Source organism: Arthrobacter sp. TB 23 (genome assembly GCF_000294595.1).
In the GTDB taxonomy this organism is placed as follows: Bacteria; Actinomycetota; Actinomycetes; order Actinomycetales; family Micrococcaceae; genus Arthrobacter_D.
Map to the genome: position 1 here is coordinate 1 of NZ_ALPM01000024.1, position 23331 is coordinate 23331.

The 23331-nt window shown below is 65.0% G+C and carries 23 protein-coding genes and 1 pseudogene; 10 read left to right on the plus strand and 14 right to left on the minus strand.

What is annotated here, in order from left to right; all coding sequences use genetic code 11:
* Both B384_RS20450 and B384_RS17550 read right to left on the minus strand, forming a co-directional pair.
* A pseudogene (locus B384_RS20450) lies at positions 1 to 470 on the minus strand (TPM domain-containing protein); the annotation flags it as partial.
* Positions 448 to 1980 (minus strand): TPM domain-containing protein, encoded by a 1533-nt coding sequence (locus B384_RS17550; RefSeq protein WP_019481690.1) that lies wholly within the window; start codon positions 1978 to 1980, stop codon positions 448 to 450. The pseudogene B384_RS20450 and the gene B384_RS17550, both read right to left, overlap by 23 nt.
* A 315-nt stretch (positions 1981 to 2295) precedes the next feature.
* On the opposite strand from B384_RS17550, the gene B384_RS0103130 reads away from it, so the two are divergent.
* From B384_RS0103130 to B384_RS0103145, 4 genes are all read left to right on the plus strand, one after another.
* A complete protein-coding gene (locus B384_RS0103130; RefSeq protein ID WP_019481691.1) occupies positions 2296 to 3864 on the plus strand; it encodes a S1C family serine protease in 1569 nt (522 codons plus the stop codon).
* A gap of 66 nt (positions 3865 to 3930) precedes the next feature.
* Positions 3931 to 4758 (plus strand): electron transfer flavoprotein subunit beta/FixA family protein, encoded by an 828-nt coding sequence (locus B384_RS0103135; RefSeq protein ID WP_019481692.1) that lies wholly within the window; start codon positions 3931 to 3933, stop codon positions 4756 to 4758.
* 45 nt (positions 4759 to 4803) lie between these two features.
* Positions 4804 to 5751, plus strand: coding sequence for an electron transfer flavoprotein subunit alpha/FixB family protein (locus B384_RS0103140; RefSeq protein WP_019481693.1), 948 nt, complete (start codon positions 4804 to 4806; stop codon positions 5749 to 5751).
* Between the two features lie 5 nt (positions 5752 to 5756).
* Complete coding sequence (locus B384_RS0103145) at positions 5757 to 6515, plus strand: PIG-L deacetylase family protein (RefSeq protein ID WP_019481694.1); 759 nt, start codon at positions 5757 to 5759, stop codon at positions 6513 to 6515.
* Between the two features lie 74 nt (positions 6516 to 6589).
* Here the strand turns inward: B384_RS0103145 and B384_RS0103150 are convergent, their stop codons facing one another.
* From B384_RS0103150 to B384_RS0103170, 5 genes are all read right to left on the minus strand, one after another.
* Positions 6590 to 7414: an anti-sigma factor gene (locus tag B384_RS0103150; protein ID WP_019481695.1), complete on the minus strand. Its 825-nt coding sequence runs from the start codon at positions 7412 to 7414 to the stop codon at positions 6590 to 6592.
* Between the two features lies 1 nt (position 7415).
* Positions 7416 to 8033 (minus strand): ECF RNA polymerase sigma factor SigK, encoded by a 618-nt coding sequence (gene sigK, locus B384_RS0103155; RefSeq protein WP_019481696.1) that lies wholly within the window; start codon positions 8031 to 8033, stop codon positions 7416 to 7418.
* Between the two features lie 247 nt (positions 8034 to 8280).
* Complete coding sequence (locus B384_RS0103160) at positions 8281 to 9084, minus strand: class I SAM-dependent methyltransferase (protein WP_019481697.1); 804 nt, start codon at positions 9082 to 9084, stop codon at positions 8281 to 8283.
* Between the two features lie 24 nt (positions 9085 to 9108).
* Positions 9109 to 9576 (minus strand): tRNA (cytidine(34)-2'-O)-methyltransferase, encoded by a 468-nt coding sequence (locus tag B384_RS0103165; protein WP_019481698.1) that lies wholly within the window; start codon positions 9574 to 9576, stop codon positions 9109 to 9111.
* A 9-nt stretch (positions 9577 to 9585) separates the two neighbouring features.
* Positions 9586 to 10533, minus strand: coding sequence for a J domain-containing protein (locus B384_RS0103170; protein ID WP_019481699.1), 948 nt, complete (start codon positions 10531 to 10533; stop codon positions 9586 to 9588).
* 201 nt (positions 10534 to 10734) lie between these two features.
* Between B384_RS0103170 and B384_RS0103175 the strand changes: the two genes are divergently transcribed.
* From B384_RS0103175 to B384_RS21365, 6 genes are all read left to right on the plus strand, one after another.
* Positions 10735 to 11322 (plus strand): pentapeptide repeat-containing protein, encoded by a 588-nt coding sequence (locus B384_RS0103175; RefSeq protein WP_019481700.1) that lies wholly within the window; start codon positions 10735 to 10737, stop codon positions 11320 to 11322.
* A complete protein-coding gene (locus B384_RS17555; RefSeq protein ID WP_019481701.1) occupies positions 11319 to 12251 on the plus strand; it encodes a diacylglycerol kinase family protein in 933 nt (310 codons plus the stop codon). Before B384_RS0103175 ends, B384_RS17555 begins: the two co-directional genes overlap by 4 nt.
* A 9-nt stretch (positions 12252 to 12260) precedes the next feature.
* Positions 12261 to 13469: a cysteine desulfurase family protein gene (locus B384_RS0103185; protein WP_019481702.1), complete on the plus strand. Its 1209-nt coding sequence runs from the start codon at positions 12261 to 12263 to the stop codon at positions 13467 to 13469.
* Between the two features lie 13 nt (positions 13470 to 13482).
* Positions 13483 to 14622 carry a tRNA 2-thiouridine(34) synthase MnmA gene (gene mnmA, locus B384_RS0103190; RefSeq protein ID WP_019481703.1) on the plus strand — a complete coding sequence of 380 codons (1140 nt, stop codon included), beginning with the start codon at positions 13483 to 13485 and terminating at the stop codon, positions 14620 to 14622.
* Between the two features lie 81 nt (positions 14623 to 14703).
* Complete coding sequence (locus tag B384_RS0103195; protein WP_019481704.1) at positions 14704 to 15078, plus strand: chorismate mutase; 375 nt, start codon at positions 14704 to 14706, stop codon at positions 15076 to 15078.
* Between the two features lie 737 nt (positions 15079 to 15815).
* The gene (locus B384_RS21365) at positions 15816 to 16094 is read left to right on the plus strand and encodes a hypothetical protein (RefSeq protein ID WP_337459677.1); all 279 of its coding nucleotides are present in this window, start codon (positions 15816 to 15818) and stop codon (positions 16092 to 16094) included.
* On the opposite strand, the gene B384_RS17565 is transcribed toward B384_RS21365, so the two are convergent.
* The 7 genes from B384_RS17565 to B384_RS17570 form a co-directional block, all read right to left on the minus strand.
* Positions 16091 to 16642: a DUF4166 domain-containing protein gene (locus B384_RS17565; RefSeq protein ID WP_019481705.1), complete on the minus strand. Its 552-nt coding sequence runs from the start codon at positions 16640 to 16642 to the stop codon at positions 16091 to 16093. The two genes, B384_RS21365 and B384_RS17565, sit on opposite strands and share 4 nt — an antisense overlap.
* 122 nt (positions 16643 to 16764) lie before the next feature.
* On the minus strand, positions 16765 to 17775 hold the full coding sequence (locus tag B384_RS0103210; protein WP_019481706.1) for an aminoglycoside phosphotransferase family protein: 1011 nt from the start codon (positions 17773 to 17775) through the stop codon (positions 16765 to 16767).
* Positions 17775 to 19067: a DUF58 domain-containing protein gene (locus B384_RS0103215; RefSeq protein WP_019481707.1), complete on the minus strand. Its 1293-nt coding sequence runs from the start codon at positions 19065 to 19067 to the stop codon at positions 17775 to 17777. The genes B384_RS0103210 and B384_RS0103215 overlap by 1 nt, the downstream gene beginning before the upstream one ends.
* Before the next feature lie 12 nt (positions 19068 to 19079).
* Positions 19080 to 20081, minus strand: a complete 1002-nt coding sequence (locus B384_RS0103220) for an AAA family ATPase (RefSeq protein WP_019481708.1) — start codon at positions 20079 to 20081, stop codon at positions 19080 to 19082.
* Positions 20078 to 21280: a DUF4350 domain-containing protein gene (locus B384_RS0103225; RefSeq protein ID WP_019481709.1), complete on the minus strand. Its 1203-nt coding sequence runs from the start codon at positions 21278 to 21280 to the stop codon at positions 20078 to 20080. Before B384_RS0103225 ends, B384_RS0103220 begins: the two co-directional genes overlap by 4 nt.
* Positions 21280 to 22011 carry a DUF4129 domain-containing protein gene (locus tag B384_RS0103230; RefSeq protein WP_156808944.1) on the minus strand — a complete coding sequence of 244 codons (732 nt, stop codon included), beginning with the start codon at positions 22009 to 22011 and terminating at the stop codon, positions 21280 to 21282. The genes B384_RS0103225 and B384_RS0103230 overlap by 1 nt, the downstream gene beginning before the upstream one ends.
* Positions 21987 to 23279 (minus strand): hypothetical protein, encoded by a 1293-nt coding sequence (locus B384_RS17570; RefSeq protein WP_019481711.1) that lies wholly within the window; start codon positions 23277 to 23279, stop codon positions 21987 to 21989. Before B384_RS17570 ends, B384_RS0103230 begins: the two co-directional genes overlap by 25 nt.
* Positions 23280 to 23331: the final 52 nt, after the last annotated feature.

The following is a 23331-nucleotide window of genomic DNA, read 5'->3' on the forward strand; positions in this document are numbered from 1 at the left end:
CCGCCGCCGCCGCCATTGAGGATACCGCCGAGGAGGATGCCGCCCAGGAGTGCGCCGCCCATTCCGCCACCCTGATTGCGGCCGCCGCCGAACATGCCACCGCCACCAAAGCCTCCCATGCCGCCGCCAAAGCCATCGACGTCCTGTTGAGCGATCTGTGCTGCCTGTTCAGCTAGCGCGGTGGCTTGCTGCGCGTGCGACAGTGCCGCAACTGGATCGTCGGATTGGATCTGTACCGCGTAGTCGAGATTCCGCTCCGCTTCGGCGAGCCTGGTGCGTGCCTCGCTGCCGACCCCGCCGCGTCGGGCACGGATGTAGTCGGAGGTGCCGGAAATCCGCGACTGGGCTGCCATGATTGCATGCTGCAAAGCTTCCCGGGCGCGCTGCGCCTGCTCGGTCTGGTTTTTGACTCCGCCCAGTGCCGCATCGAGTTGGGCGTGAGCCGCCTCAATGCGTTGCAGGAGCGACACCGGGTCGACCCGGCCAGNCAGCCGTGGATTCGTTGCGGACGGTGGTGAGAGCGGCTTCGGCGGACGCCACCGGGCCGGCGAGATCCTGGTGCTGACCGGTGCTGAGCATCGCCTGTGCCTGGGCAAGATCCTGTGCCGTGTCGGAGACCGAACGGTCCAGCTCTACCTTCGCCGCATCAAGTTCGGTGGCCCGTTTGGAAATTGCGTCCAGCAGCACGGTGGTCTGGTGGACGCTTTCTTCGGCTGCGCGCACCGCGATCACTGCAGACCCGGTATCGCCAGCACTCAGGTGCTGCTGCGCCGAGTCGGCGGCACTGCCAACGAACTGCAACCGTTCGTTGGCCTGATCCACGTTGTCCCGCACCTGAGAGGTAGCCGAATCAGCGTACTTCTGCTGCAGCTGCTGCAGGAGCTGCTCCGCGTCGGACACACGGGTCCTGACCGCTTCAGCCGAGGCCTGCGCGGCGGCAAGCGCTGCGGGAGCGTTGCGCTCCAACTCGCGCAGGGCGTCGAAATCGGCCTTGTGCTCCTGCAGCGAACCGTTGACGGATTCGCAACGCCGGATGATGTCTCCGAGCCAGGTGCGCTGCTGCTCTTCGGTATCTGGAATATGGTCGTCCAGTTGCTGCTGCAACTTGAACGACTCACTCATATGCCGCTTCGCCGCAGCGATGTCATCGACGAAGGGTTGCACTGCAGCATCGCCATATTGGGCCTGCGCAAAGCCGACCTCCTGCTCACTGGACTTGATTGCGTCATCGGCTGCAATCAACAGGCTTCCCGCCCTCTTGCGCAGTTCTTCCACGCTGAAAGCTGCCAACGGGTCCAGGACTTCCCCGTCCGGGCCACGTCCGGGCCCGAAGTCTTCGGTCTGGGACGGTCCGCGGGTCAGCGACTTCTGGCTGCGGGAACGCAGGAAGAAGAAACCGCCGATACCTGCCAACGCCACCAGCGCGCCAACCAGCAGGACTGCCCCGAGACCGCTGCCACTGGACTGGCTGTTATCGGAACCACCGGACACCGAACCGCCGGACAAGGACTCCGACACTCCGGTGGCTGCAGCAACACCGGCTGCTGCCCAGTTGCCGTCCTCCAGTTCAGGCAGAATGTAGGAGTTGAAAATTTGTGGTGCGTCCGCGCGAACGGGACTGGAATTGCTTGCAACGAACCTAGCCTGTCCCTCGACGGACACGGTCAACAGGACATCGGACTCGCCTAGTTCGCTGACGGTGGCGGTTTCCTCGGTCCACTGGTCGGCGTCAGTCGGGTCGGTGAACGAGTCCACGTAGGCGACGCGCAAACGGTAGCCCTCTTCGTCCCGGAGCTGGGCAATAGCGTCTTCAAGCTCGGCCAGCCCACCGCCGTCGAGCACCCCTGCCTCATCGATGATCTCTTCTGCACCGAAGTCCACCGGAGGCACCGCAAATGCGCCGGGGAGTGTAGTGAGGGGCAGCATCAGTCCGGCGGTGACGCCTACTAGTGCCGCAAGGCGCCTGGTACTCGATCGCATTCAATACCCTTCGAAAAGTGTCCCCGGAATTTCACTGCGCGTGGGGGCCAGCGGTCGGCGGTAGATGCCGTCAACGCTGTCACACGCCCTTTTTGAAGTCTAGGGTGCCGCGATAAGGCAGTCCACCTACCGACCTCTGCCCCTAGCGAAATGAATCAGGACCTGGTCCGGGACTTTGCCGGCGGAGTCTGGCCGGGGAGAATGGATGAGGACTAACGGACGCCCGGTTGGCTCACAGTATTCATCCAGCGAATGTGCGCCAAAGATCCAGATTGGTTTGGCATAGTTCGATGCATCGAGACGAAAGGCTTTCCGATGACTGACGACAATAACAACGGGTTCGAGCGCAACATACCGCCACGCCCTCAGACTCCGCCGTTTCACCGGTGGCAGGATTCCTCTCGTCCCGACGACGGGAGCGAGATCGCTGCCTCAGCCGCATCGTCCGATGGGGGACCCTCCGGCAGCGCAGAGCAGCACCCGTCAGCAGGGCAGCACCCCTCGACGCAGCCGCACCCGGTGCCGCCGCCTACGTCACCGTCTCAGGTTTCTCATTCCCAGGCAGCTCACAGCGACCAGTATTCCGCGGACCAGTCCACGGCGACCGCTTACGATGACGGCTCCTACTCCAGCGGGGGCTTCTACGGGTCCGCTCTGCCCCCGGCAGCCCTTCCCCACCGACGGGACAAGAAACGCTTTGGAACAGCGGCCTTCGTCAGCGGTGTGCTCGTCGCCGGCCTGCTCGGCGGCGGGGTAGTCGCCGGGGCCGATCGTCTCCTCGGCGACCAGGGCACCGTCCCCGCTACGACCACGGGTCAGTCACAATCGGTGGTCGTCAATGACACCGAAAGCGTCAACGAAGTCACTGGGGCCGCTGTCAAGGCTTCCCCCAGCGTTGTCACTATCGCTGTGAGCGGCGCCGGCTCGGGTGGTTCAGGGTCCGGAATAGTGCTCGACGACGACGGGCACATCCTCACCAATACCCACGTGGTGACGCTCGGCGGTCAGGTGGGCGACGCGGCCGTTGAGGTTCGTACCAGCGACGGGCGAGTGTTCCCAGCGGAGATTGTCGGCACCGATCCGCTGTCCGATCTTGCGGTGATCAAAGTGGACGCCCCCGATCTGCAACCCGCTACCCTGGCGAATTCCGATGAGCTGAACGTCGGGGACACCGCCATTGCAATCGGGGCGCCCCTCGGACTCAGCGGAACCGTCACCGACGGCATCATTTCCACGCTGAACCGGACGATCAGCGTTGCCTCCTCGGCAGTACCGGAGGAGCTTTCCGATGCCGTTCCTGAGGAAGAGGGGGATGGTTTCAACTTCCTCCCCCCGGAAGGCACCGAAATGCCACAGAACCAGTCGCAGGGGTCGATCTACCTGAACGTCATTCAGACTGACGCCGCTATCAACCAGGGCAACTCCGGTGGTGCGCTGGTCGACGGCCAGGGCAGTGTGATCGGCGTCAACGTGGCGATCGCATCGTCGGGTTCCGGGGAAAGCACCGGAAACATCGGTGTGGGGTTCTCCATTCCCATTAATTATGCTGAGCGGGTTGCCCAGGAGATCATCGCCAACGGCAGTGCCTCGCACGGTTTCCTCGGCGTTTCGGTCTCGCCATCGGCTTCCGAGAACACCAACGGGGAAACCTCCTTCTCGGTAGGGGCGGAGGTCGCAGGAGTCGAACCAGGCTCGCCCGCTGAGGCAGCAGGGTTCCAGGAAGGCGATGTCATCACCAATGTGGCTGGACGCCCAATCACCGATCCACGCGACCTCACCGCAGCGGTGCGGATGCAGGCCGATGGGGACACTGTGAGCGTTGAATTCCAGCGCAACGGGGAAGTGCAGACCATTGATGTGACAGTGGGCCGGGCCGACGGCTAACCCAGGCCGGGATCCCGATATGGTTAGCTAGGGCTGGGCAGATCCCCAACTTCAGAAGAGGTAGCAATGGAAGAGGCATCGCACGCAGGCCTGGACATAGTGGTCCTGGTCAAGCATGTGCCGGACGCGCAGTTCGACCGCCACATCAGAGGCGACGACCGCACTACCGACCGGAATGAGAGCATCCTGTCCGAATTGGACGAGTACGCGCTCGAGGCAGCGCTGCAACTCGTTGAATCCCATGGCGGAGAGGCGGCTGGCCATCGGATCACCGCGGTCACCATGGGGCCGTCCGCTGCGGTCAGCGCCGTCAAGAAAGCACTTCAGATCGGTGCTCACGCCGGGGTGCACCTCTGCGATGATGCACTCGCCGGATCGGACGCGGCCGGGACCTCCCGGGCGCTCGCCGCCGTCGTCAACCACCTCGGGTCGGTAGACCTGGTCATCACCGGAATGGCATCGACGGACGGCGAGACCTCACTCGTACCGGCACAGCTCGCCGAACGGCTGGATTTGCCGCAGGTGACGTTCGCTTCATCTCTTGAGCTGCAGCCAGCGGATGGTTCCTGGACGCTGACAGCCCGACGGGACGGCGACGTCTACTCGGAGACGGTTGAGGCTACCCTGCCCGCCCTTGTCTCGGTCACCGATCAGATCAATGAGCCGCGGTACCCGAATTTCAAGGGCATCATGGCGGCGAAGAAGAAGCCGTTGAGCACCCTGTCGTTGCAGGACATCGGTGTGGACCCAGCCGAGGTGGGCTTCGCTGGCGCATGGACTTCGGTTCAGGTCGCGGACCCCAGGCCGCCCCGTGGCCAGGGAACGATCATCAGTGACGAAGGTGACGCAGGGATCCGGTTGGTGGATTTCCTTGCAACTCAAAAATTGCTGTAGCACCTCCCCGAACCCGCGCTCGAACAACGCAAAGGAGCCACCTCAATGGCTACAGTTCTCGTTTTGATTGATAACCCGGGTGAGGTTCTGCACAAGAGCCACCGGGAACTACTCACGCTTGCGACCACCTTCGGCGACGCCGCCGTCGCCTTCATCGGTGACCTGAACGACGCCGTCCTCCAGGAATTGGGTGCGCGCGGCGTCGGGTCCGTCTACCAGCCGGCCGCGTCCGACATCGAGGATTCCCTCGTCGCCGGGAAGGTTGCCTTCCTTGCCGAAGTAGTGCGGTCGGTCGCCCCTGCGGCTGTCCTCCTGGGGAATACCTTCGAGGCGAAGGAGATCGCGGCCCGGACCGGAATTCAGCTTTCCTCGGGGGTGATCACTGATGCGGTCGCCATCGGCGAGGATTTCACCGTCACCAAGTCGGTGCTGGCCGGCTCCTACGCGGTCGAGGCGAAGGTGACCACCGGCACGCCCCTCATTACGGTGAAGGCCAATACCGTCGAGGTAGCACCGGTCGGCGACGGGGGCGTCCCCAGCGTCGTCACGGTTGAGTCGGTGAGCCCGGCCAACACGGCCCGGATCACCGGTCGAACGGCGAAGCCGGCAACCGGGCGACCCGAGCTGACCGAGGCGCGGGTGATCGTTGCCGGCGGGCGGGGAGTCGACGGCAACTTCGCGCCCGTCGAGGAACTCGCCGATGCGCTGGGCGGCGCCGTTGGGGCATCCCGTGCGGCCACCGATGCCGGCTGGATCGAACACTCCGCCCAGGTGGGACAGACCGGGAAAACAGTGTCGCCGCAGTTGTACATCTCGGCTGGCATCTCCGGCGCCATCCAGCAGAAAGCCGGGATGCAAACCGCCAAGGTCATCATCGCGGTCAACAAGGACGCCGATTCGCCGGTGTTTGAGATCGCCGACTTCGGTGTGGTCGGTGACCTTTTCAAGGTGCTGCCGCAGGCAACCGCCGAGATCCTGAAGCGCAGGTCCTGACCACGGTGGCGACAGTTTTTGATCCCGCCGTCGATCAGATCGTGCGGGTGTTGTGCTTCGCGGCGCACCCCGACGACATCGACTTCGGTGCAGCCGGAACGGTGGCCCAATGGACAAGGGCGGGCGTCGTCGTCGACTACTGCATTATGACCGACGGCGACGCCGGCGGGTTCGACCCCGAGGGGCAGAGTGAAATCGTGCGGACCCGCAGGGCCGAGCAGCTTGCTGCGGCCCAGCAGGTGGGAGTTCGCGAAATCCACTATCTGGGTGAACGTGATGGGTTCCTGGAAGCCTCCACCGAGGTGATCAAGCAGGTAGTGGCAGTGATCCGCCGGGTCCGTCCTGATGTGGTGCTGGCAATGCACCCGGAGCGGAACTGGGACCGGATTCAAAAAAGCCACCCGGACCATCTGGCCTGCGGCGAAGCGGTCACCCGGGCGGTGTATCCGGCCGCCGAAAATCCGTTTGCCTTCCCGGATCTGGAAGCTGCCGGGCTGGCAAGCCACCGGGTGCCCTGGTTGTGGCTCTATGCCGGCCCGTCACACCTGGAAAACCACTTCGTCGATGTTACTGACACGGTGGACGACAAGCTGCGCGCCCTTCACTTCCACACCAGCCAACATCCGGACTCCGACCGGATGGATGCCGTCGTGCGTCAGCTGCTCCGGGACAACGCCGCACGCGGCGGCCTCCCAGCCGGGCGTAGCGCCGAAGTTTTCCATGTGGTGCCAGTCAATTCAGCTCAGACTATTGCCGGATTCTAGCCACCCCGATAACGGTGGCGGCCCAGGTCCAGCTGGGTAAGGTCCTTTCAATGCACCCGATCTCACGCGCCCGATCAGGCCTCGAAGGGGATCTCCGCGACGATCGGAAGGGTTGGCCGTTCGGACCCGCCGTCGGGCTCGACGGTGATGGCGAACCCCATCGACGAACCAATGCCCTCGACGGTAGTGACCAGCGATTCCTGCAGGTCCTCAGCGGTCATGGTGCTGATGGAGACCGGGTCGGTCCCGTCCGTGGGAACCCGCCACATCTGGTAGACCTTCCCCACGGGAGGAGCCGGTACCTCACTGAGGGTGATGACCGCCGCGTCTTCCTCACGGGAGAGCTTCAGCTCCGCGGTACCTCCCGCCGGAATCGTGAAGATTTCGGACTGGAGATCCTGGGCCTGCAACACTTCCTGTTCAACCGAGGTTTCCTGGAGGTTCTGGGCGACGCTGACTCCGCCGACGGTGATGACCACTGCTGCTGCGGCTGCGGCCAGCCAGCGTCCCACGGGCCGGCGTTGCTTTGCCTCGCGTCGGTTCGCCAGCTCATCGAAGGTGCCCGCCGACGCCTGGGCCCGGGCGGGCGCGGCGGAAGCGCTATGCTCGGGGAGACCGGCCGGCAACTGAGCCAGGATGCGGTCGAACAAGGCCGGGGGCGGTTCGACGTCGTCGATCGCGTACGCCCGGGCAAGGGTCTCACGGGCACCCCGGACGCGCTCATCAAAGGCTTCCCGCTGGATCGGGTCGGCGGCTGAGATGTAGTCCTCGATAGCCCGACGCTCCCGATCACTCAGGGCGTTCAGGGCATACATCTCGGCCCAGTCAAGCACACGGCCGTGGGTCAGGTCACTCTCCAGATCGTCAATCGATCCATCAAACATGTCGTTGTTCTGCATCTCAGTTCACCCCCAAACAGGTTTTCAGTCGAAGCAATCCGTCACGGATTCTCGATTTGATGGTAGGGACGGCCACGCCAAGTTTTTCGGCGACCTCGCGGTAGGTCAATCCGCCGTAATATGCGAGCTTCACAGATTCCTGTTGGGTCTCCGTCAGCGAGTCGAGGCATTTGACCACTGTCTCCGCCTCGAGGCGCTGGGTTACGGTGTCGACGACGTCGTCGTGATCGATTTCCTGCATCGCGGCGCCGTATCGTGCTTCGCGGTCAGTGGAACTCTGCTCAGACCGAACCTTGTCCACAGCCCGGCGATGGGTCAGGGTCATTAGCCAGGCCATCGGTGACCCCATCTCGGGTCGGAACCGGTCCGCGAGGTTCCAGACCTGCAGGTAGACCTCCTGGGTGGTGTCCTCGCTGAGCTCCGGGTCAATGAGGACACGACGGGCCAGCCCATAGACCCGTCGGGAAGTTTGCGCGTAGAACTCGGCAAAGGCTTGCTGGTCCTTGGCTGCGACTCGCAACAACAGCTCAGTCAGGGTTGCTGCGGTACCGGGTTCAACGGCGAATCCACCCGCTGGTGAACCGGCCGGAGTAGTTCTGCTGGCTCGTGGCGTATCCATATACTCCAAGCATAAAGCGCCCCGTCTGCGATTCAGAACATGCGACCCGCCGGCGCGGATCAGTTGGTCAGTGCCTCCCACCTGCCTACCCATCCCTATCACCGTCCTTTCGATGTTCTGTAGACAGGACTTTCACCGCCTGTATCGGTGCTTAACGACACGGGCGGATCAAGTTTTGCTGCCACTAGTACTTCGGAGCTGGGCGGTGCGGGGATGGGGTGGGGGGAGTCTGGATCTTACCCAGCTGCTAGTCAGCGGTCTCCGCAACAGCAACCAGGGATTGAGCGGCCAGGACGAAGCCGCTGCCGAGCCGGTCAAGGAAGCTGCCCCGGATCCGTTCGACGGCTGACTCGTCGCCCGGGAGAAGATGACGGAAGGCGGTCCCCTGAACCACCGACCATGCTGTCTGGGCATCCAGCGGCAATTCAATGGCTACCGAATCGACTCCGACCGTATTAAACCCGTTAGCCAGCAGCCAGTCTCCCAATTTCTCGGGCGAGGCCAGTCTGGCCACGTTGGCGATCTCCCGCTCGAGCAGCGCTGGATCCCGGGAGGGATCCTCGGAGCATGCGTCCTGAAGGATTCGCCAGAACTCCGTGTGGGCGCCAGCGTCCCAGGTGCTGAGGGCAATCCGTCCGCCGGGACGCAGTAGCCGCGACAGATGCGCCGTGGCAGGCGCCATATCCGCGAAGCGGGTCAGTCCGTAACAGGACAGCACCACGTCATAGCTGCCGTCGGCAGGCCGCTCGGTGACATCGGCCGTGTCAAACCGGATGGTGGCGAGGTTCATGGCTTCGGCTTTCGCCTTCGCCAGGTCCAGCAGCCCCGGGGATGGGTCGAGTGCGTCGATCACGCCTTCCGGACCGGCGGACTGCGCCGCCGGGATGGTGCTGGCACCGCTGCCACAGTAAACGTCGAGCACCCGGTCAGCGAGGGCGATATCGGCGGCCGCTGCGACGGCATTTCCCATCGGGTTCCAGAGCAGCGGCGCCAGGCGTTCGAAGTCCTCGGCGCCGGTCTCGGACACTTCCTCGGCATGGCGTGGTGGCATGGTGGCTCCTTAGGGCTGAAAAAGCTAGACGACGGCGCCGGCGAAGCTGTGCTGGCGCCATGCTTCGTAGAGAACAATAGACGCCGAGTTGGCGAGGTTAAGTGAACGACGGGTGGGGAGCATGGGTAGCCGGACCCGGGCCGTCACCTGGGGGTCATGCTTGACCTCCGGTGGTAGACCTACCGACTCAGGCCCAAAGAGCAACACGTCTGCTGGCTGGTAGCTGATGTCCGCATAGGATTCCTCGCCGTCGGAAGTGAACGCGAAGACCCGCTGGGGGGTGAGAGCTTCCCACGCGCTCGCCAGGTCCTTGTGGACCTGGAGCACTGCCAGGTCGTGGTAGTCGAGCCCCGCTCGGCGCAGCTTTGCATCATCGAAGTTGAAGCCGAGCGGCTCCACCAGGTGCAATTCGGCGCCGGTGACAGCGGCCAGCCGAATGGCGTTGCCGGTGTTGCCGGGGATTTCGGGCGTGTAGAACAGGATACGGAACACTCGTTAATCCTAGCGCTCGGCGTACTGTAGCAAACGGCCCAGTACGGGGAGCTGCACCACATAGGGCTGCGGCCCGCCACCCAGAAATTTCTTGAGCTCGCGGAGGAGCGTACCGGGATTCGCCACATGAACGCTGGTCAGTGCAGATTTGTCCAGCGTTGGCGGGTAATCGACAATCGGCTCGAAGGGGTTGCCTTCACCCCTGTGGAGGACAAGCCACGCCTGGACATTGCACTCTGGAAAGAGATCCTGGACCCGTCGGACCGACTCGGTAATGCGCACGTCACCGGCGATTCTGCCGTTGTGCCGCAGGGCACGCCCGTCCCAGCGATAGTTACCGGGTGGAGCGAGCATCGAATCGACGACCGCCAGACGGTATCCCGCCAACACCGCATGGCCCGCTTCAGTTCCGGTGTCGTCGCCGAACCGCAAACCGTTAACTAGTCGGGCGGCGGGGAAGCCCGGAAGGAAACGGTGTTCCAGCAGGGCAGCGGTGCGGCGCTCGCCGTCGAACCGTGAGCCGCTGCCGGATCCGAGACGCTTGAAGAATCCAGGCTGTCGAGCGGTGCCATGGATCTGGCTGCCCGCGAGGGTCAGCGGAATCACCGGGGGCTGCGCTGGTGAGAAGGGCGGCTCGTAGACGGCTTGACGTTGGAAAGCTTCGTCATCAGCGGCACGATCAGGAGAGGGAACACTTGACCGTGAGGGCGAACTGGCCGCCGTCGGTTCATGGGCGGCCGGGCTGCCACCCAGCCCGTGGTCATACCGGCGGCGACGTTCTGGATCCGAGAGGGTCTCATAGGCGACGGCCACGTCATGGAACTCTTCGGCGCTCCCGCCAGCATCAGGATGGGTTGATCGTGCAGCCCGGCGGTAGGCGTCCTTGACCTGTTTGGCGGTCGCGTTCCGCGACAATCCCAGGACGGCGTAGTAGGTCCGGTCGGGCGGGGTCGCCATGAGGGCCTTTCATCTTCGGCGGGCATGCTGGGGGCCTGGAGCGGGTGGAACCGATGTGCTGAAGTTCCGGGCGCGACGCGGCCGGCACGCTATGCCTCATCAGGGCAAGACTGTAGACGGTTTCCCGACTGCCAACCAAATACCCGCTGTACCTTCAACGGCGAACCGGGCGAAAGGGTTCGGCTTCGGTAGCATCGGACAATGACGAATCGGGACAAGGTGATCAGGGGCGAGGACTGGTACGGCAAGGTGCTCGACCGTGCAGACTATGCGGGAACCCTATTCGTTGATTGTGACTTCACCGAACTCCAGTCCAGCGGGGCCAACTTCAGCAAGTGTGTGTTCCGCAACGTCAAGTTCAATGTCTCAACCCACACCGAGGGGGCATTCGACGGCTGCCGGTTCGAATCCTGCAGCTTCTTCGATTCGACCTTTGCCGGGTGCAGGCTGACCGGCAGTTCCTTCGTCAACTCGTCGCTGGTCCCCCTCAAGGTCACTGGCGGCAACTGGTCCTATGTTTCGCTGGTGCGTGCGGACCTGTCCACCGCCGACTTCACTGGCGTGTCCCTCGCCGAAGCCGACTTCACCGAGGCCAACCTCACCAAGGCGTCGCTGCGGAATTGCCAATTATCCAATGCTGAATGGGCAGGAGCGCGGCTCCGGGGAACCGACCTACGTGGCAGCGAACTGGGCGAACTGTCGATGGACTACGTACAGTTCCGCGGTGCCGTGATCGACGTCGCGCAGGCGATGACCATTGCCGAGGCCCTGGGGGCCGTGATCAGATGAAGCTGCTGGTCGCGGTCAACCCTACGGCCGGGGCGGGGGCTGCGAAGAAGGCGGCAAGCGCGGCAGTCACCTCACTCATTGCCCTCGGACACGAGGTCACTGTCCTCGCCGGACCAAGCTATGCGACGCTTGTTGACCGGGTGAGCTCAGCTGTGGCGGAGAGGTCGCCGGACGCGCTGGTCGTGGTGGGCGGTGACGGGATGGTGCAGCTGGGAGCCAATGTCCTGGCGGGAACCACGGTCCCCCTGGGCATCGTGGCGACCGGCACCGGCAATGATGTGGCCCGGACCCTCGGCCTGCCCCTCAGGGACCCGGAAGCAGCGGCCCTCGTCATCCATGAAGCACTCCCCGGACCGCCCCACTGGATGGACCTCGGGCGCATCAGCAGGGACCAGGACGGGGAGGGAGTGCTCTGGTTCGCTGGGGCCTGCTCAGCAGGATTCGATGCGATAGTGAATGCCCGGGCCAACACCTGGTCCTGGCCCCGGGGAAAGAGCCGGTACACCCTCGCCGTGCTGCGTGAGTTGGCAGTCTTCAGACCCATCGGCTACCGGCTGGTCATCGATGGGTCTGCCGAGTCGACGGCCGCAATGCTGGTTTCGGTGGCCAACGGGAGGTCCATTGGAGGCGGAATGAAGATTACGCCCGACGCGCTCTGTGATGATGGGCTCCTGGATCTGTTGGTGGTCTCCGCAGTCTCACGACTCCGGCTGATCGCGATGCTGCCCCGGCTCTTCGCGGGAACCCATGTGTCTCACCCGGCGGTCCGGATCGAAAAGGTCCGTTCGGTCCGTGTCGAGGTGGCCGGGCTGACGGTCTTCGCCGATGGGGAACCGGTAGGGCCGGCGCCGGTCCAGATCGACGTCGTTCCCCGGGCGCTCAGAGTCCTCCGACCGGTGAAAAGTGAAGTGTCGAGCCGGAACCGCTAGAATTGACCGATGCCCGTGTACCTGGACCACGCGGCGACCACGCCTCTTTCGGCGCCCGCGCTCGCCGCACTCACCACCGAACTCAGCCGTAGCGGCAACCCTTCGTCGCTGCACGGCTCAGGGCGTCGTGCCCGTCGGGTGGTGGAAGACTCCCGTGAGACCCTCGCCGCCGCGGCGGGAGCGCATCCCTCGGAGGTGATCTTCACCTCCGGTGGGACCGAAGCTGACAACCTTGCCGTCAAGGGCCTGTTCTGGGCCCGCCGCGCCGCAGACCCGCGCCGGCTGAGGATCCTGTGCTCAGCCATCGAACACCCGGCGGTCCAGGACACGGTCGAATGGCTGGCCAAACACGAAGCGGCGCTGGTCACCTGGCTACCGGTCGACTCCGAAGGCGTGGTCTCCATGACGGCGCTGCAGGCCGAGCTCGACGACGACCCGGACACCATCGCGCTGATCACCGTGATGTGGGCCAACAACGAGGTCGGCACCATCCAGCCCATTCGGGACATCACCGCGGCAGCCGCGGCGCACGGCATCCCCGTGCACTCGGATGCCGTGCAGGCCTTCGGGTCCCTTCCGGTGTCTTTCAGCCATTCAGGACTCGCGACGATGGCGGTCAGTGGGCATAAGATCGGCGGCCCGGTGGGTGTAGGGGCCCTTTTCGTCGGGCGGGCGGTAACGCTCACCCCGGTGCAGCATGGTGGAGGACAGGAGCGCGATATCCGGTCGGGAACCCTTGACGCCGCCGGTATCGCGGCTTTCGCTGCGGCCGCTGCGTTCGTTACAGGCAATCTCGACCAGGAGTCCGCCCGCATCGCCGCCCTCAGGGATCAGCTGATCACCCAGGTGGAGTCCGCTATCCCGGAGGCGGTCCTCAGAGGGCACCGGACCCTGCGGCTTCCCGGCAACGCCCACTTCACGTTTCCCGGCTGCGAAGGGGACTCCCTCTTGTTCCTGCTCGATCTTGCCGGAGTGGAATGCTCCACCGGCTCGGCCTGCACGGCGGGAGTACCCCGGCCGTCCCATGTGCTGCTCGCGATGGGCCTCACCGAGTCGGAGGCCCGAGGGGCCCAACGATTCTCGCTCGGGCATACCTCAGGCCCCGAGGACGTTGAAGTCCTTGGAACTGCGTTGCCCGAGGCCTACCGCCGCGCCCGGCAGGCTGGAATGGCTGGCCATGCTTCAAACATTCAGACAGCTGGAACAGGTTTTCGATAGTGAAGGACAACTCATGAAGGTACTCGCAGCAATGAGCGGCGGAGTGGACTCCGCCGTCGCCGCAGCACGCGCAGTGGAGGCAGGGCACGACGTCGTCGGCGTCCACCTGGCGCTCTCGCGCATGCCTGGCACCTTACGCACCGGTAGTCGTGGGTGTTGCACCATCGAGGACTCCCGTGACGCCTGGCGTGCCTGCGACATCCTGGGGATTCCTTACTACGTGTGGGACTTCTCGGAACGATTCAAGGAGGACGTTGTCGACGATTTCATCGCCGAGTACGCCGCCGGTCGCACTCCGAACCCGTGCATGCGCTGCAACGAACGGATCAAGTTCGCGGCACTCCTGGAAAAGGCGTTGGCGCTGGGCTTCGACGCCGTCTGCACCGGCCACTACGCGAAGGTCATTGAGGACAGTGACGGGAACCGCGAGCTGCACCGGGCCGCGGACTGGGCCAAGGACCAGTCCTATGTGCTGGGCGTCCTCACCCACGAGCAGCTCAAGCACTCAATGTTCCCGCTGGCCGAAACCCCGTCCAAGGCGGAGGTCCGCGCCGAGGCTGAGCGCCGCGGACTGTCCGTGGCTAACAAGCCCGACAGCCACGACATTTGTTTCATTCCCGACGGTGACACCCGCGGCTGGCTGGCCGAACGCATCGAGATGACCGAGGGTGCGATTGTCGACACCGACGGGGAGCAGGTGGGCACCCACCCCGGCGCCAACGCCTTCACAGTAGGCCAGCGCCGTGGCCTGAAGCTCGGCACACCCGCCGACGACGGCAAGCCCCGCTTCGTGCTGGAGATCCGGCCGAAAGAAAACAAGGTGGTAGTCGGTCCCGAGCGGCTGCTGGCCGTAGACCAGCTGCGGGGCATCAAGGTGTCCTGGGCCGGACTGCCGATCGACGCGGTACTGGCCGGCAGCGAATTCGAGTGCATGGCGCAGGTGCGAGCCCACGGCGACCCTGTCGACGCGGTGGCCTGGATGGAGAACAACGGTGAGGGGCAGGCGGAGCTCGTGGTCCGGCTGAACGAACCGATGCGCGGCGTCGCCCCGGGCCAGACCGTCGTCCTGTACCAGGGGACACGGGTCCTGGGCCAGGCGACCCTCGACTCTGCCCGGTCACTGGAGCGCCCCGAACTTCAACCAGCCCTGTAGGGACACGCCCCGTCGCACTGCCGGTTGAATATGTCGACGCCGGATTAGTCGGCAGTCTGCAACTGGTGTTTGACTTGATGCATGATTGAATCGAGCAGCGGCTACGACCCGGGGGCAAGCTCCCTCGCCGGGCAGGTACAACCCGAGGTGATGGCGGAGCTCCTGTCAGTGCGGAGCAGTATCGACAACATCGATGCGACTCTCGTGTATCTTCTCGCCGAACGGTTCAAGGCCACCCAGCGGGTGGGGGTCCTCAAGGCGGAGCACCAGCTACCGGCGGGCGACCCGGATCGGGAAGCGGCCCAGATCACCAGGCTTCGCGCGTTGGCCGAAGAAGCCAACCTAGACCCGGCCTTCGCCGAAAAGTTCCTGAACTTCATCATCTCCGAGGTGATCCGTCACCATCAGGCGCTGTCCGAGAACCGCCGGTCACCGGAGGGCCCTGGTGGAGCCTAGCTCCGCCCAGGTCACAGCTACCGCCCTGGGCGAATGGCCAGGAACTGACCCTCTCGAAGCTACGCGGGTGGTCCGGGGTGAGCTCGGTGACCCGCACCTTCCCCACCTGGTGTCCCTGCCGGGCCGCGGGGTCGGTAGCGACGCCGTCGGGCGGACAGCAGCCATCCTGGTGGAGTTGCCAGTGGATGTGCAGCCCCACGGCTGGCGCCTCGTCGACCGGCCCGGCAAGGATCATCGACGGGCAGTGTCGGCGCTGTCCACCGACCTGAACGTGCTCGGTGATGTGATTGGTGCCGAATCAGAGCCGGCGCCAGCGTTGAAAATCCACCTGCGGGGCCCACTGTCCCTTGCCGCCAACCTCCATCTGCACAGCGGGGAACGCGCCCTGCTCGACGTCGGGGCGCGCCGCGAAATCAGGGATTCCCTGGCAGCCGGCGCTGCCGACCTGGTCAGCAGGGTCAGATCAGCGGCATCAGGCGCCCTGGTACAGGTACAACTGGACGAACCCGAAATCGCGTTTGTCCTGGCCGGCGGTGTGCCGACGGCGAGTGGNNNNCCGGACCCTCCGGGCGGTGCCGGACCAGGAAGCCGCCGACGCGTGGGACACCGTAGCCGAGGCAGTGCGGGCAGCCGGGGGCGGAACTGTGGCGGTGTCATTCCCCGCCGAGCGCGCTCCGCTCGATGTGCTGGCGACCAGCAGCATCACCGCGGTAGCGCTTCCCCTCGCGGGATTGTCGATGGCACAGTGGGAGTCCCTGGCCGGTCAACTCGAAGCGGGCGGTGAACTGTGGGCGGGCATCATGCCCGACCCGCGAGCCGTCCCAACGGTGTCCGCCCTGGCGGGGGCAGTCCTGTCGCCCTGGCGGATGCTCGGGTTGCCGTTGAACCGGTTGGCGCAGTTGCGGTTGACCCCCGACACCGGGCTGGCCGGGGTTTCACCCGCCGCCGCCGCGAACATCCTGCGCCGGTTGACCCAGACCGCCGACGCGCTGAACCAGGAGATGGCCAACGACTAGCGGCGCTTCTCCCAGCGTCGCGGCTCCGCCTCAGCGGGCAGGACACCGTCGAAGTCGACCAGGTGGTAGTCGAAGGCCCCCGCGTAGACCAGGAGTGTCCCCAGCTGACGGTGGATCACCCGGGTCTGGATCCGGAACCGACCGGCTTCCTCATCCCACCACTGCTCCATGTAGGCCTGCGCCCCGACGACGTCCGGCACCGGTAGCCGCACCGGGCCAGCGAATACCCGGGTCCGGGTGGACACCATCCGCATCCTCCCGGCTGGTGTGACCGAGCAGGTCAGATCGGTGAGCGTCAGACGGTGCGCCCCCACATAGTCGAGCAGCTGACCGTTCTCCTCCGAGGTGGTGTCCTCGAAAATCCGCTCAGCAGCCGGGAAGTGCAGGATCCGGCGGGCGGTCAGGGATGCACGCCCAAACGGGTCAAGGTGCGGGAAATTGCTGATGCTGAAGGGGACATCGGTCCCATACTCGGGGAAAAACGAGTTCTCGGCAGCTGCCAGCCTGAAGGCGGGCCTGATAAACCAGGCGGGGNNNNCCTGCCACATCGAAGGTGCCGCTGCCTATTCCCGCCTGGCCCGCGTCGGCGTGGAGGCCAAAGTAGGCCTGGAGTTCGGGCTGTAACCTGTTGAAATCGGCGCCCAAGGCGCGCTGGTAGATGGACTGCATGTTAGAGCTCCCATTTTCGTCGTTTACTGAGCCAATCGATCAGGATTCGTGCCGTAAAGCGTTGGTGCATCCGCAGGTAGGGGCTGGTGGCCAGTTCGGGTTGGTCTCCGCTGGTGACCATGTAGGCGGCGAGCACCGCGAGCCACGCATCAATGTCGTCGGGGTTGGCCCCGCAGCTCAGCGGAGAGTCGGCAAGCCAGCTGTCGACGTCGACCCCTGCCTGGCGTGGGTAAACCAACAGGGCTACCCAGTCAGCCCAGGCGGGCCCGATAGACAGAAAGTTCCAGTCACAGAAGAGTGCAACGTGCGGGCTGGGCCCGCCACGGGGGCGAATCATGATGTTGTCTGCCCGGAGATCATTGTGGAGCACAGCATCGCCGGCCAGCGCCTCGTGACCCAGTGCGGTCAATTTTTCAAGCTCGGACAGGTGCTGGACGTTCAGCGACGGCAAATAGGCGGGAAGCGCTCCGTTCGGGGCCCAGCACTCTACGAGGTCGGTCCGTAAGCTGGCTCCGAAGAACTCCTCCACCATTGACCCGTTCGCAAGGTTTGCTGGCGTTTCCTGCAGCCCTGCCTGCACCACTAGGAGTGACGCGTGCACCGCCCTGAGATCACTGACCGTCCATGGCTGCCCCGGCATGTAGCCGTCAACGGCCTCAAAGCACAGCAGCTGCCAGCGGGCGCCCCCAGCAAGGACCTGATCGGTTGAGTGCAGTTGCGGGATGGGAAGTCCGGCCGAAAGTGCAGTGAGAACCTCGGCCTCGCGGACATAGGCAGCGAAAATGTGGCTGTCCGTTGACGGCGCCGCCTTGGCGAAGAGGCGGCGGTTCCCGGCGCCAACGACAGCTGCGAAGCCGTTGGTGAAGCCACCGCCAGCCGGGGTGACGGACTCCGTCGGGCTTCCCAGCTCGGCGGCGATTCGGTGGCGAACAGCCGCAGGTAACGCTGCCCACGGGGTGCGGTGGGCTGTTCGGGAATAGTCGACCCTGGCACTACCTTCGGTCGGGATCATCAGAGCCGGCCCGCCGCTTTGAGCCGGATATACATGTCAGCAAGGTGCGGCGGTAGTTCGTGGGGGGTAGCATCGACCACTTCTGCCCCCAGCTGACGGAACTGGGCTGTCACCGCGGCACGATCCAGCAGGGCACGCTCCGCGGACGCGGCCCGATACACATCGGACACGGACTGGCGTTCGCCGCGCATCTCATCCAGTCGCGGGTCGCGAACTGACGCGACCACCACCACATGCTGTGAGGTCAGATCGGCCAGCACCGGCAGCAGCCCCTCTTCTACTGAGCCCGAATCCAGCGACGTCAGCAGCACAACCAAAGAACGGTGGGAGGAGATGGAGCGAACCTGGCCGGGCACCCGTGACCAGTCGGCTTCAATCAGCTCGGGCTCCAACGGTGCCATCGCCTTGACGAGGGCGCTCAGCAGATTCCCCTTCGCCGCCGAATTCACCCTGGCCCGGGGACGGCGGTCGAAGGCAAGGAAATCCACCCGGTCCCCACCCCGCTGTGCGAGGACGCCCAGCAGCAGGGCAGCCTCGATACTCGTGTCCAGCCGGGGCTCATCGTCAATCCGCGCAGCTGAAGTGCGCGAGGTGTCCAACACGATGACCACCCGCCGGTCGCGTTCCGGCCGCCAGGTGCGTACCACCGTGTCGCGGCGGCGGGCGGTCGCGCGCCAGTCGATCGAGCGGACGTCGTCGCCCCTGACATAGTCCCTGAGCGAATCGAATTCGGTGCCGGCACCGCGGATCTGGACGGCGGCCCGGCCGTCAAGCTCACGCAACCGGCGAAGCTTCGAAGGAAGATGTCGTTTGGAATGGAACGGGGGTAGGACCCGGAGGAGCCCGGGAGCCGGAATGCTCACCTGGCGGCCGGTCAGCCCCAGCGGGCCGACGCTGCGAATCGTCACCTGTGCCACCCGCAGATGGCCACGCCGTTCGGGGAGCAACCTGATCAACAGTTGCCTGGACTCACCCGGTGGAACCGAGACGTGCTGTACGGCATCAGCTGCCCCTGCCGACGGCTGCCACGCCTCACGGACAGTGGCCCTCAGTTGACGCCGGGAATAGTTACGGACGGTGAGCGTACTGGTGCAAGCCTCGGTCAGCCGGACGCTGTCCGGTAGATCCCGGCTGAGGCCCGTTTTCCTCGGCGAGGCGGCCAGGGAAAGGTCCAGGGCTCCCACCAGGACCAACGCAGTGGTCCAGATCAGGATGGACACCGCGCCCGGGTAGAGCGCCACGGGAACAATCCCGAGAAATGCCAGGAGGACAAATCGTCCGGTGATGGTCATGCGGCCCGGGGCCTAGCGTGGCACTGGGACGGTAGCGAGGATCCCCAACAGCACATCATCCACTTCGACGCCGTCCATTTCAGCCTCGGGACGCATCGACACCCGGTGTCGCAACGCTGGCAGGGTGAGGGCCTTGACGTCGTCCGGCGTCACGAAGGTGCGGCCTGACAACCAGGCCCAGGCCCGGGCGGTGTTGAGCAACGCGGTGGCACCACGCGGGGAAACACCGAGCTGGAAAGATGGAGCTGTGCGGGTGGCGCGGACCACATCAACAATGTAGGCGATGACCTCGGGCGCAATCGCTACTGTTGCCACCGCGCGCCGGGCCTTCGCCAGATCAAGGGCCGAGGCGACCGGGCGAACCCCCGCCGCAGCGAGGTCCCGTGGGTCGAAGCCCGCACTGTGGCGGCGGATCACCTCTATCTCGTCGTCCCGGTCCGGCACTGACAGCGTGAGCTTCAACAGGAAGCGGTCGAGTTGAGCCTCGGGCAGGGGATAGGTGCCTTCGTACTCCACCGGGTTCTGGGTGGCTGCGACGATGAACGGATCGGGGAGCGCCCGCGAAACGCCGTCGACCGACACCTGGCGTTCCTCCATTGCCTCCAGTAGGGAGGCCTGGGTCTTGGGCGGCGTCCGATTGATCTCGTCCGCCAGCAGGATGTTGGTGAAGACCGGCCCCTCGCGGAAGGCGAATTCCGAGTTCTGCGCCTCGTAAATGAGTGACCCAGTGACGTCTCCCGGCATCAGATCGGGAGTGAACTGGACCCGCTTGGTATCGAGACTCAAAGCTGCCGACAGGGTGCGCACGAGCAGGGTTTTGGCGACACCCGGAACACCCTCAAGCAGCACATGGCCCTTCGCGAGCAGGGCGATCAGCATTCCGGTCACTGCCGCGTCCTGGCCGACGATCACTTTGGCTACCTCGGACCTCACGTTCAGCAGGGCCTGGCGTTCGGGGCCGGGGCCGTCCGGTGACACCGGGGAGTCCTGGTGGGTCGGGATGTGTTGACTCATCTCGCGTCGATCTCTTTCTCTAGGGCGTCAAGGTCTTGGCTCCATCGCACCAATTGGGTGTCGGACGCTGGTCTTTCGGTCCGCAGAAGTTGGTCGAGGTCGGCCGGGGACCGCGGGGAGTGGCGTGCCGCCGCGGCTACCACCTCGGTGACCGAGCTGGTGGCCGGCAAGCGAAGCCGTGCTGCAAGCCGAATGAGGGTGGCGGCTCGGAGGTTGGCGGCGGCGCGATCAATGGACCCAGAATCCTGGTAGAGCCGCGCCCGTCCTTCGGCCGTCTCGGCCGCCCGCACCACCACGGGCAGCGGTTCCTCGGCGAGCGGCCCCAGGCGGCGTCCCCGCCAGACAGCGGCCAACAGGCCAGTGCCGAGTAGCCACAGCATCACAAGGTTCACCCAATCGGGCAGCAGGTTCAGGGGATCGACCGGTGTGTCGGTCAGCGCCAGATCGGCTGCCGTGGGCTGATACCAGATGAGGACGGGGCTGCTCCCCAGGGTTCGCAGGGCAAGTGCCGCGTTGCCTTCCTGGTCGATGGTCTCGTTGCTGATGATGCTTCCGTGGCCGAGTGCCACCACTTCCTGGCCAGCCGTGGCGGCGTAGGAACCCGAGGGTGGGCCGCCCTGCGCAGTAGCGGGAGGGAAACAGATCAGATCGGCCCGGTAGGCGAAACCGCCGGGGGAGATACTGCCGGCGGCGGCGGCGTCCTCAACCCCACAGTCTGCCGGCAAGGGGGTGTCTTCGGAGGCGGGGATTAGACCCGCCTGTCGGATGGAGGGGGCAAGTTCGCCCAGGATGAGGGTGTTCGGCTCGACCAGAACCAGTCGGTCGGCGACACCGTCCAGGGCGCTCAGCTGGTCGGAGTTGAGCCAGGAATCCGGATCGTGCAGCAGGAGGGTCGAGGCGCCAGCCGACGACGAAGCCGCGGCGGCTTCGAGCGATTCCACCTGGATCACCTCGACGCCCTGTCCCCTAAGCACCTCTGCGAGCGCCATGGCTCCTGCCGGAGCCGGGTTGGCGGGGGAGAGTGCGACGCCGTCCTGCCCGGAACGTCCGAAAAATCCCACCAGCACCACAGCCACCAGGAGAAATCCCAGCACCAGCCAGGGAGCGAGCCTACGGATGCGGGTGGCTGCGGTACGGCCCGCGCTGCCGCCATCACCGACGACCTCGATGGTGGTGGCCTGGTCTATTTCGACAGCCATCAGCGGGGCGCTGCCAGTTCTGTTGCCGGCTGCTGCAGGTCCGGGCGGGCGGTTGCAAGCAGTACATCGAGCGCCGTTGCCCGCTGGTAGTCGGATTCATGCGCCGGCAGGTTGCCGTAGTGCACCTCGTTGAAGCGGTCGGCTAGCCACAGGGTGTCGGCGCCGATCGCCCCGAAGGCGGCCCTGAGCTGCACTCCCGTCTCACCTGCTGTGCGCCCGGGCTGGCGATCGATAATTCCCCGCTCTTCGGCCGAGCGGATCACCGCTCGTAGCCGCTCGGTCAGCGCAATATCCCATTCCCGTGATCCCGCCGCAGCCGCGGCGAGTCCACGATGCTCCTGCGCGGTGCGGACGGTGTCACCCGAAAACACTCCGGTGCGGGCGCGTTTGTTGCGGGCATTGAGGCGAGGTTTGACCAGCCACACCGCTGCGGCGATCACCACCGCGGCCCCCAGGGCGAGCAGCAACGTACCGGGTCCGGCCTCAAGCGGCCGAAGGTCGGCGAAGATAGACCCCAGCCATTCGAGGATCGTGGTGGCGATCCGTTCCAGGAAATTGGGTTCCGCCTCCTGATAGCGGCCCTGGGCGAGCTCATCCTCCAGCCAACCGCGGGCTTCCTCGTCGTCGGGCACGACCGGGACCCGACCAGCGATCGGCACCGACGACTCAATCAAACGGATCAGCATTGGCGAAAGTGGCACCCGGCTCAGGTCCCATTGGTGGGTGGGCACGGTGGTCCACCCGGCCGGTGACCGAATTGTTGACCGCCGGGGTTGGCGGACTGGCCGGGAATCGGGGTGAACCGGCCCGCAGTTGCTTCCTCATGTTCGCGCAGCAGGACCACATCGAACCCCTCGCGCCGGATGCGAAGGTCCACATAGAGCAGGGCGGTCACACCGGCCTGGAAGGCGTAACCAATGGCACCGAAGACAGCTGTAATAAGCTGACCGACCAAAAGGATGGGCAGCGAGTTCATCAGCTCCTCGCCGAGCTCGGCCGGCGAGTCGCTGAAGGACACGAACTGGGTGGCGAGCAGGCTCAGGGGAGTGGAAATCACCGAGGTGATGATAGAGACGATGATGCTGGTCAGGATCAGGATCCCGAACGTTCGCCACCAATTGCGGGAAGTCAATGTCCAGGACCGGCGCAGGGAGGTGAGCGGTCCGGCACCCTCAAGCATGAGTACCGCCGGTGCAAGGACCAATTTGATACTGAGCCAGACAATCAGCGCCAGGGAGCCGAGGGTTCCCAGCACGATCAACCAGACCGAGTCCTGACCGAGGAGCATGGCCAGCAGCACCGCGATCACCACCAGAACCGTCAGTCCGGCAATGACCAGCAGAAGCAGGAGGAATCCCAGACCCAGGAGGGGCAGGATCCGCCGGACGGCCAGTTTCCACAGTTGCACAAAAGAAGTGCGCTCGTTGAGCACTGCACGTGCGATTGGGATGACCAGCACCCCTTGCAGAATGAGGACACCCACGCTGCTGAGCACCACCAGTGCCGTGGCGACGGAAACCAGTGACGTCGCCAGTCCTGCAACCTCGTCCATCGACGGGTCGACGGGATCCAGTTGCGCGATTGAGCCGAACAAACCGACCGTCAACAGCAGGGTGAGAACCGATATCACTACCTGGAACAGGATGGCGGTGCCGAAGGTTGCCAACGGATTCTTCCGGCAGGCCTGGAACGCCCCGTCGAGGATCTCGCCCAGGCCCAGGGGCCTCAGCGGAATGATTCCCGGTTTAGGCGGTGCCTGATAGCCGCCGAACTGGCCGTGCGGAACACCCTGCCACCCGGGCTGCGCTCCCCATTGGGGTGATCCAGTGGGTTCGGGGTGCTGCCCCCACTGTGGTTGCTGCCCCCACTGGGCGTTCTGCCCGGGCTGTGGTGGTTGACCCCACTGCGGTGGCTGGGCGTTAGGTGGCGGAAGAGGTGCGCCCGCCGTATCGTCCCGCGACTTGTCGGCTGGTTCACTCTCATGCGGATTGTTGCTCATCCTGTCCCCCCGGAACGTTTGTTCCACTTGTGAACCCGTCTCTTAGAACTAT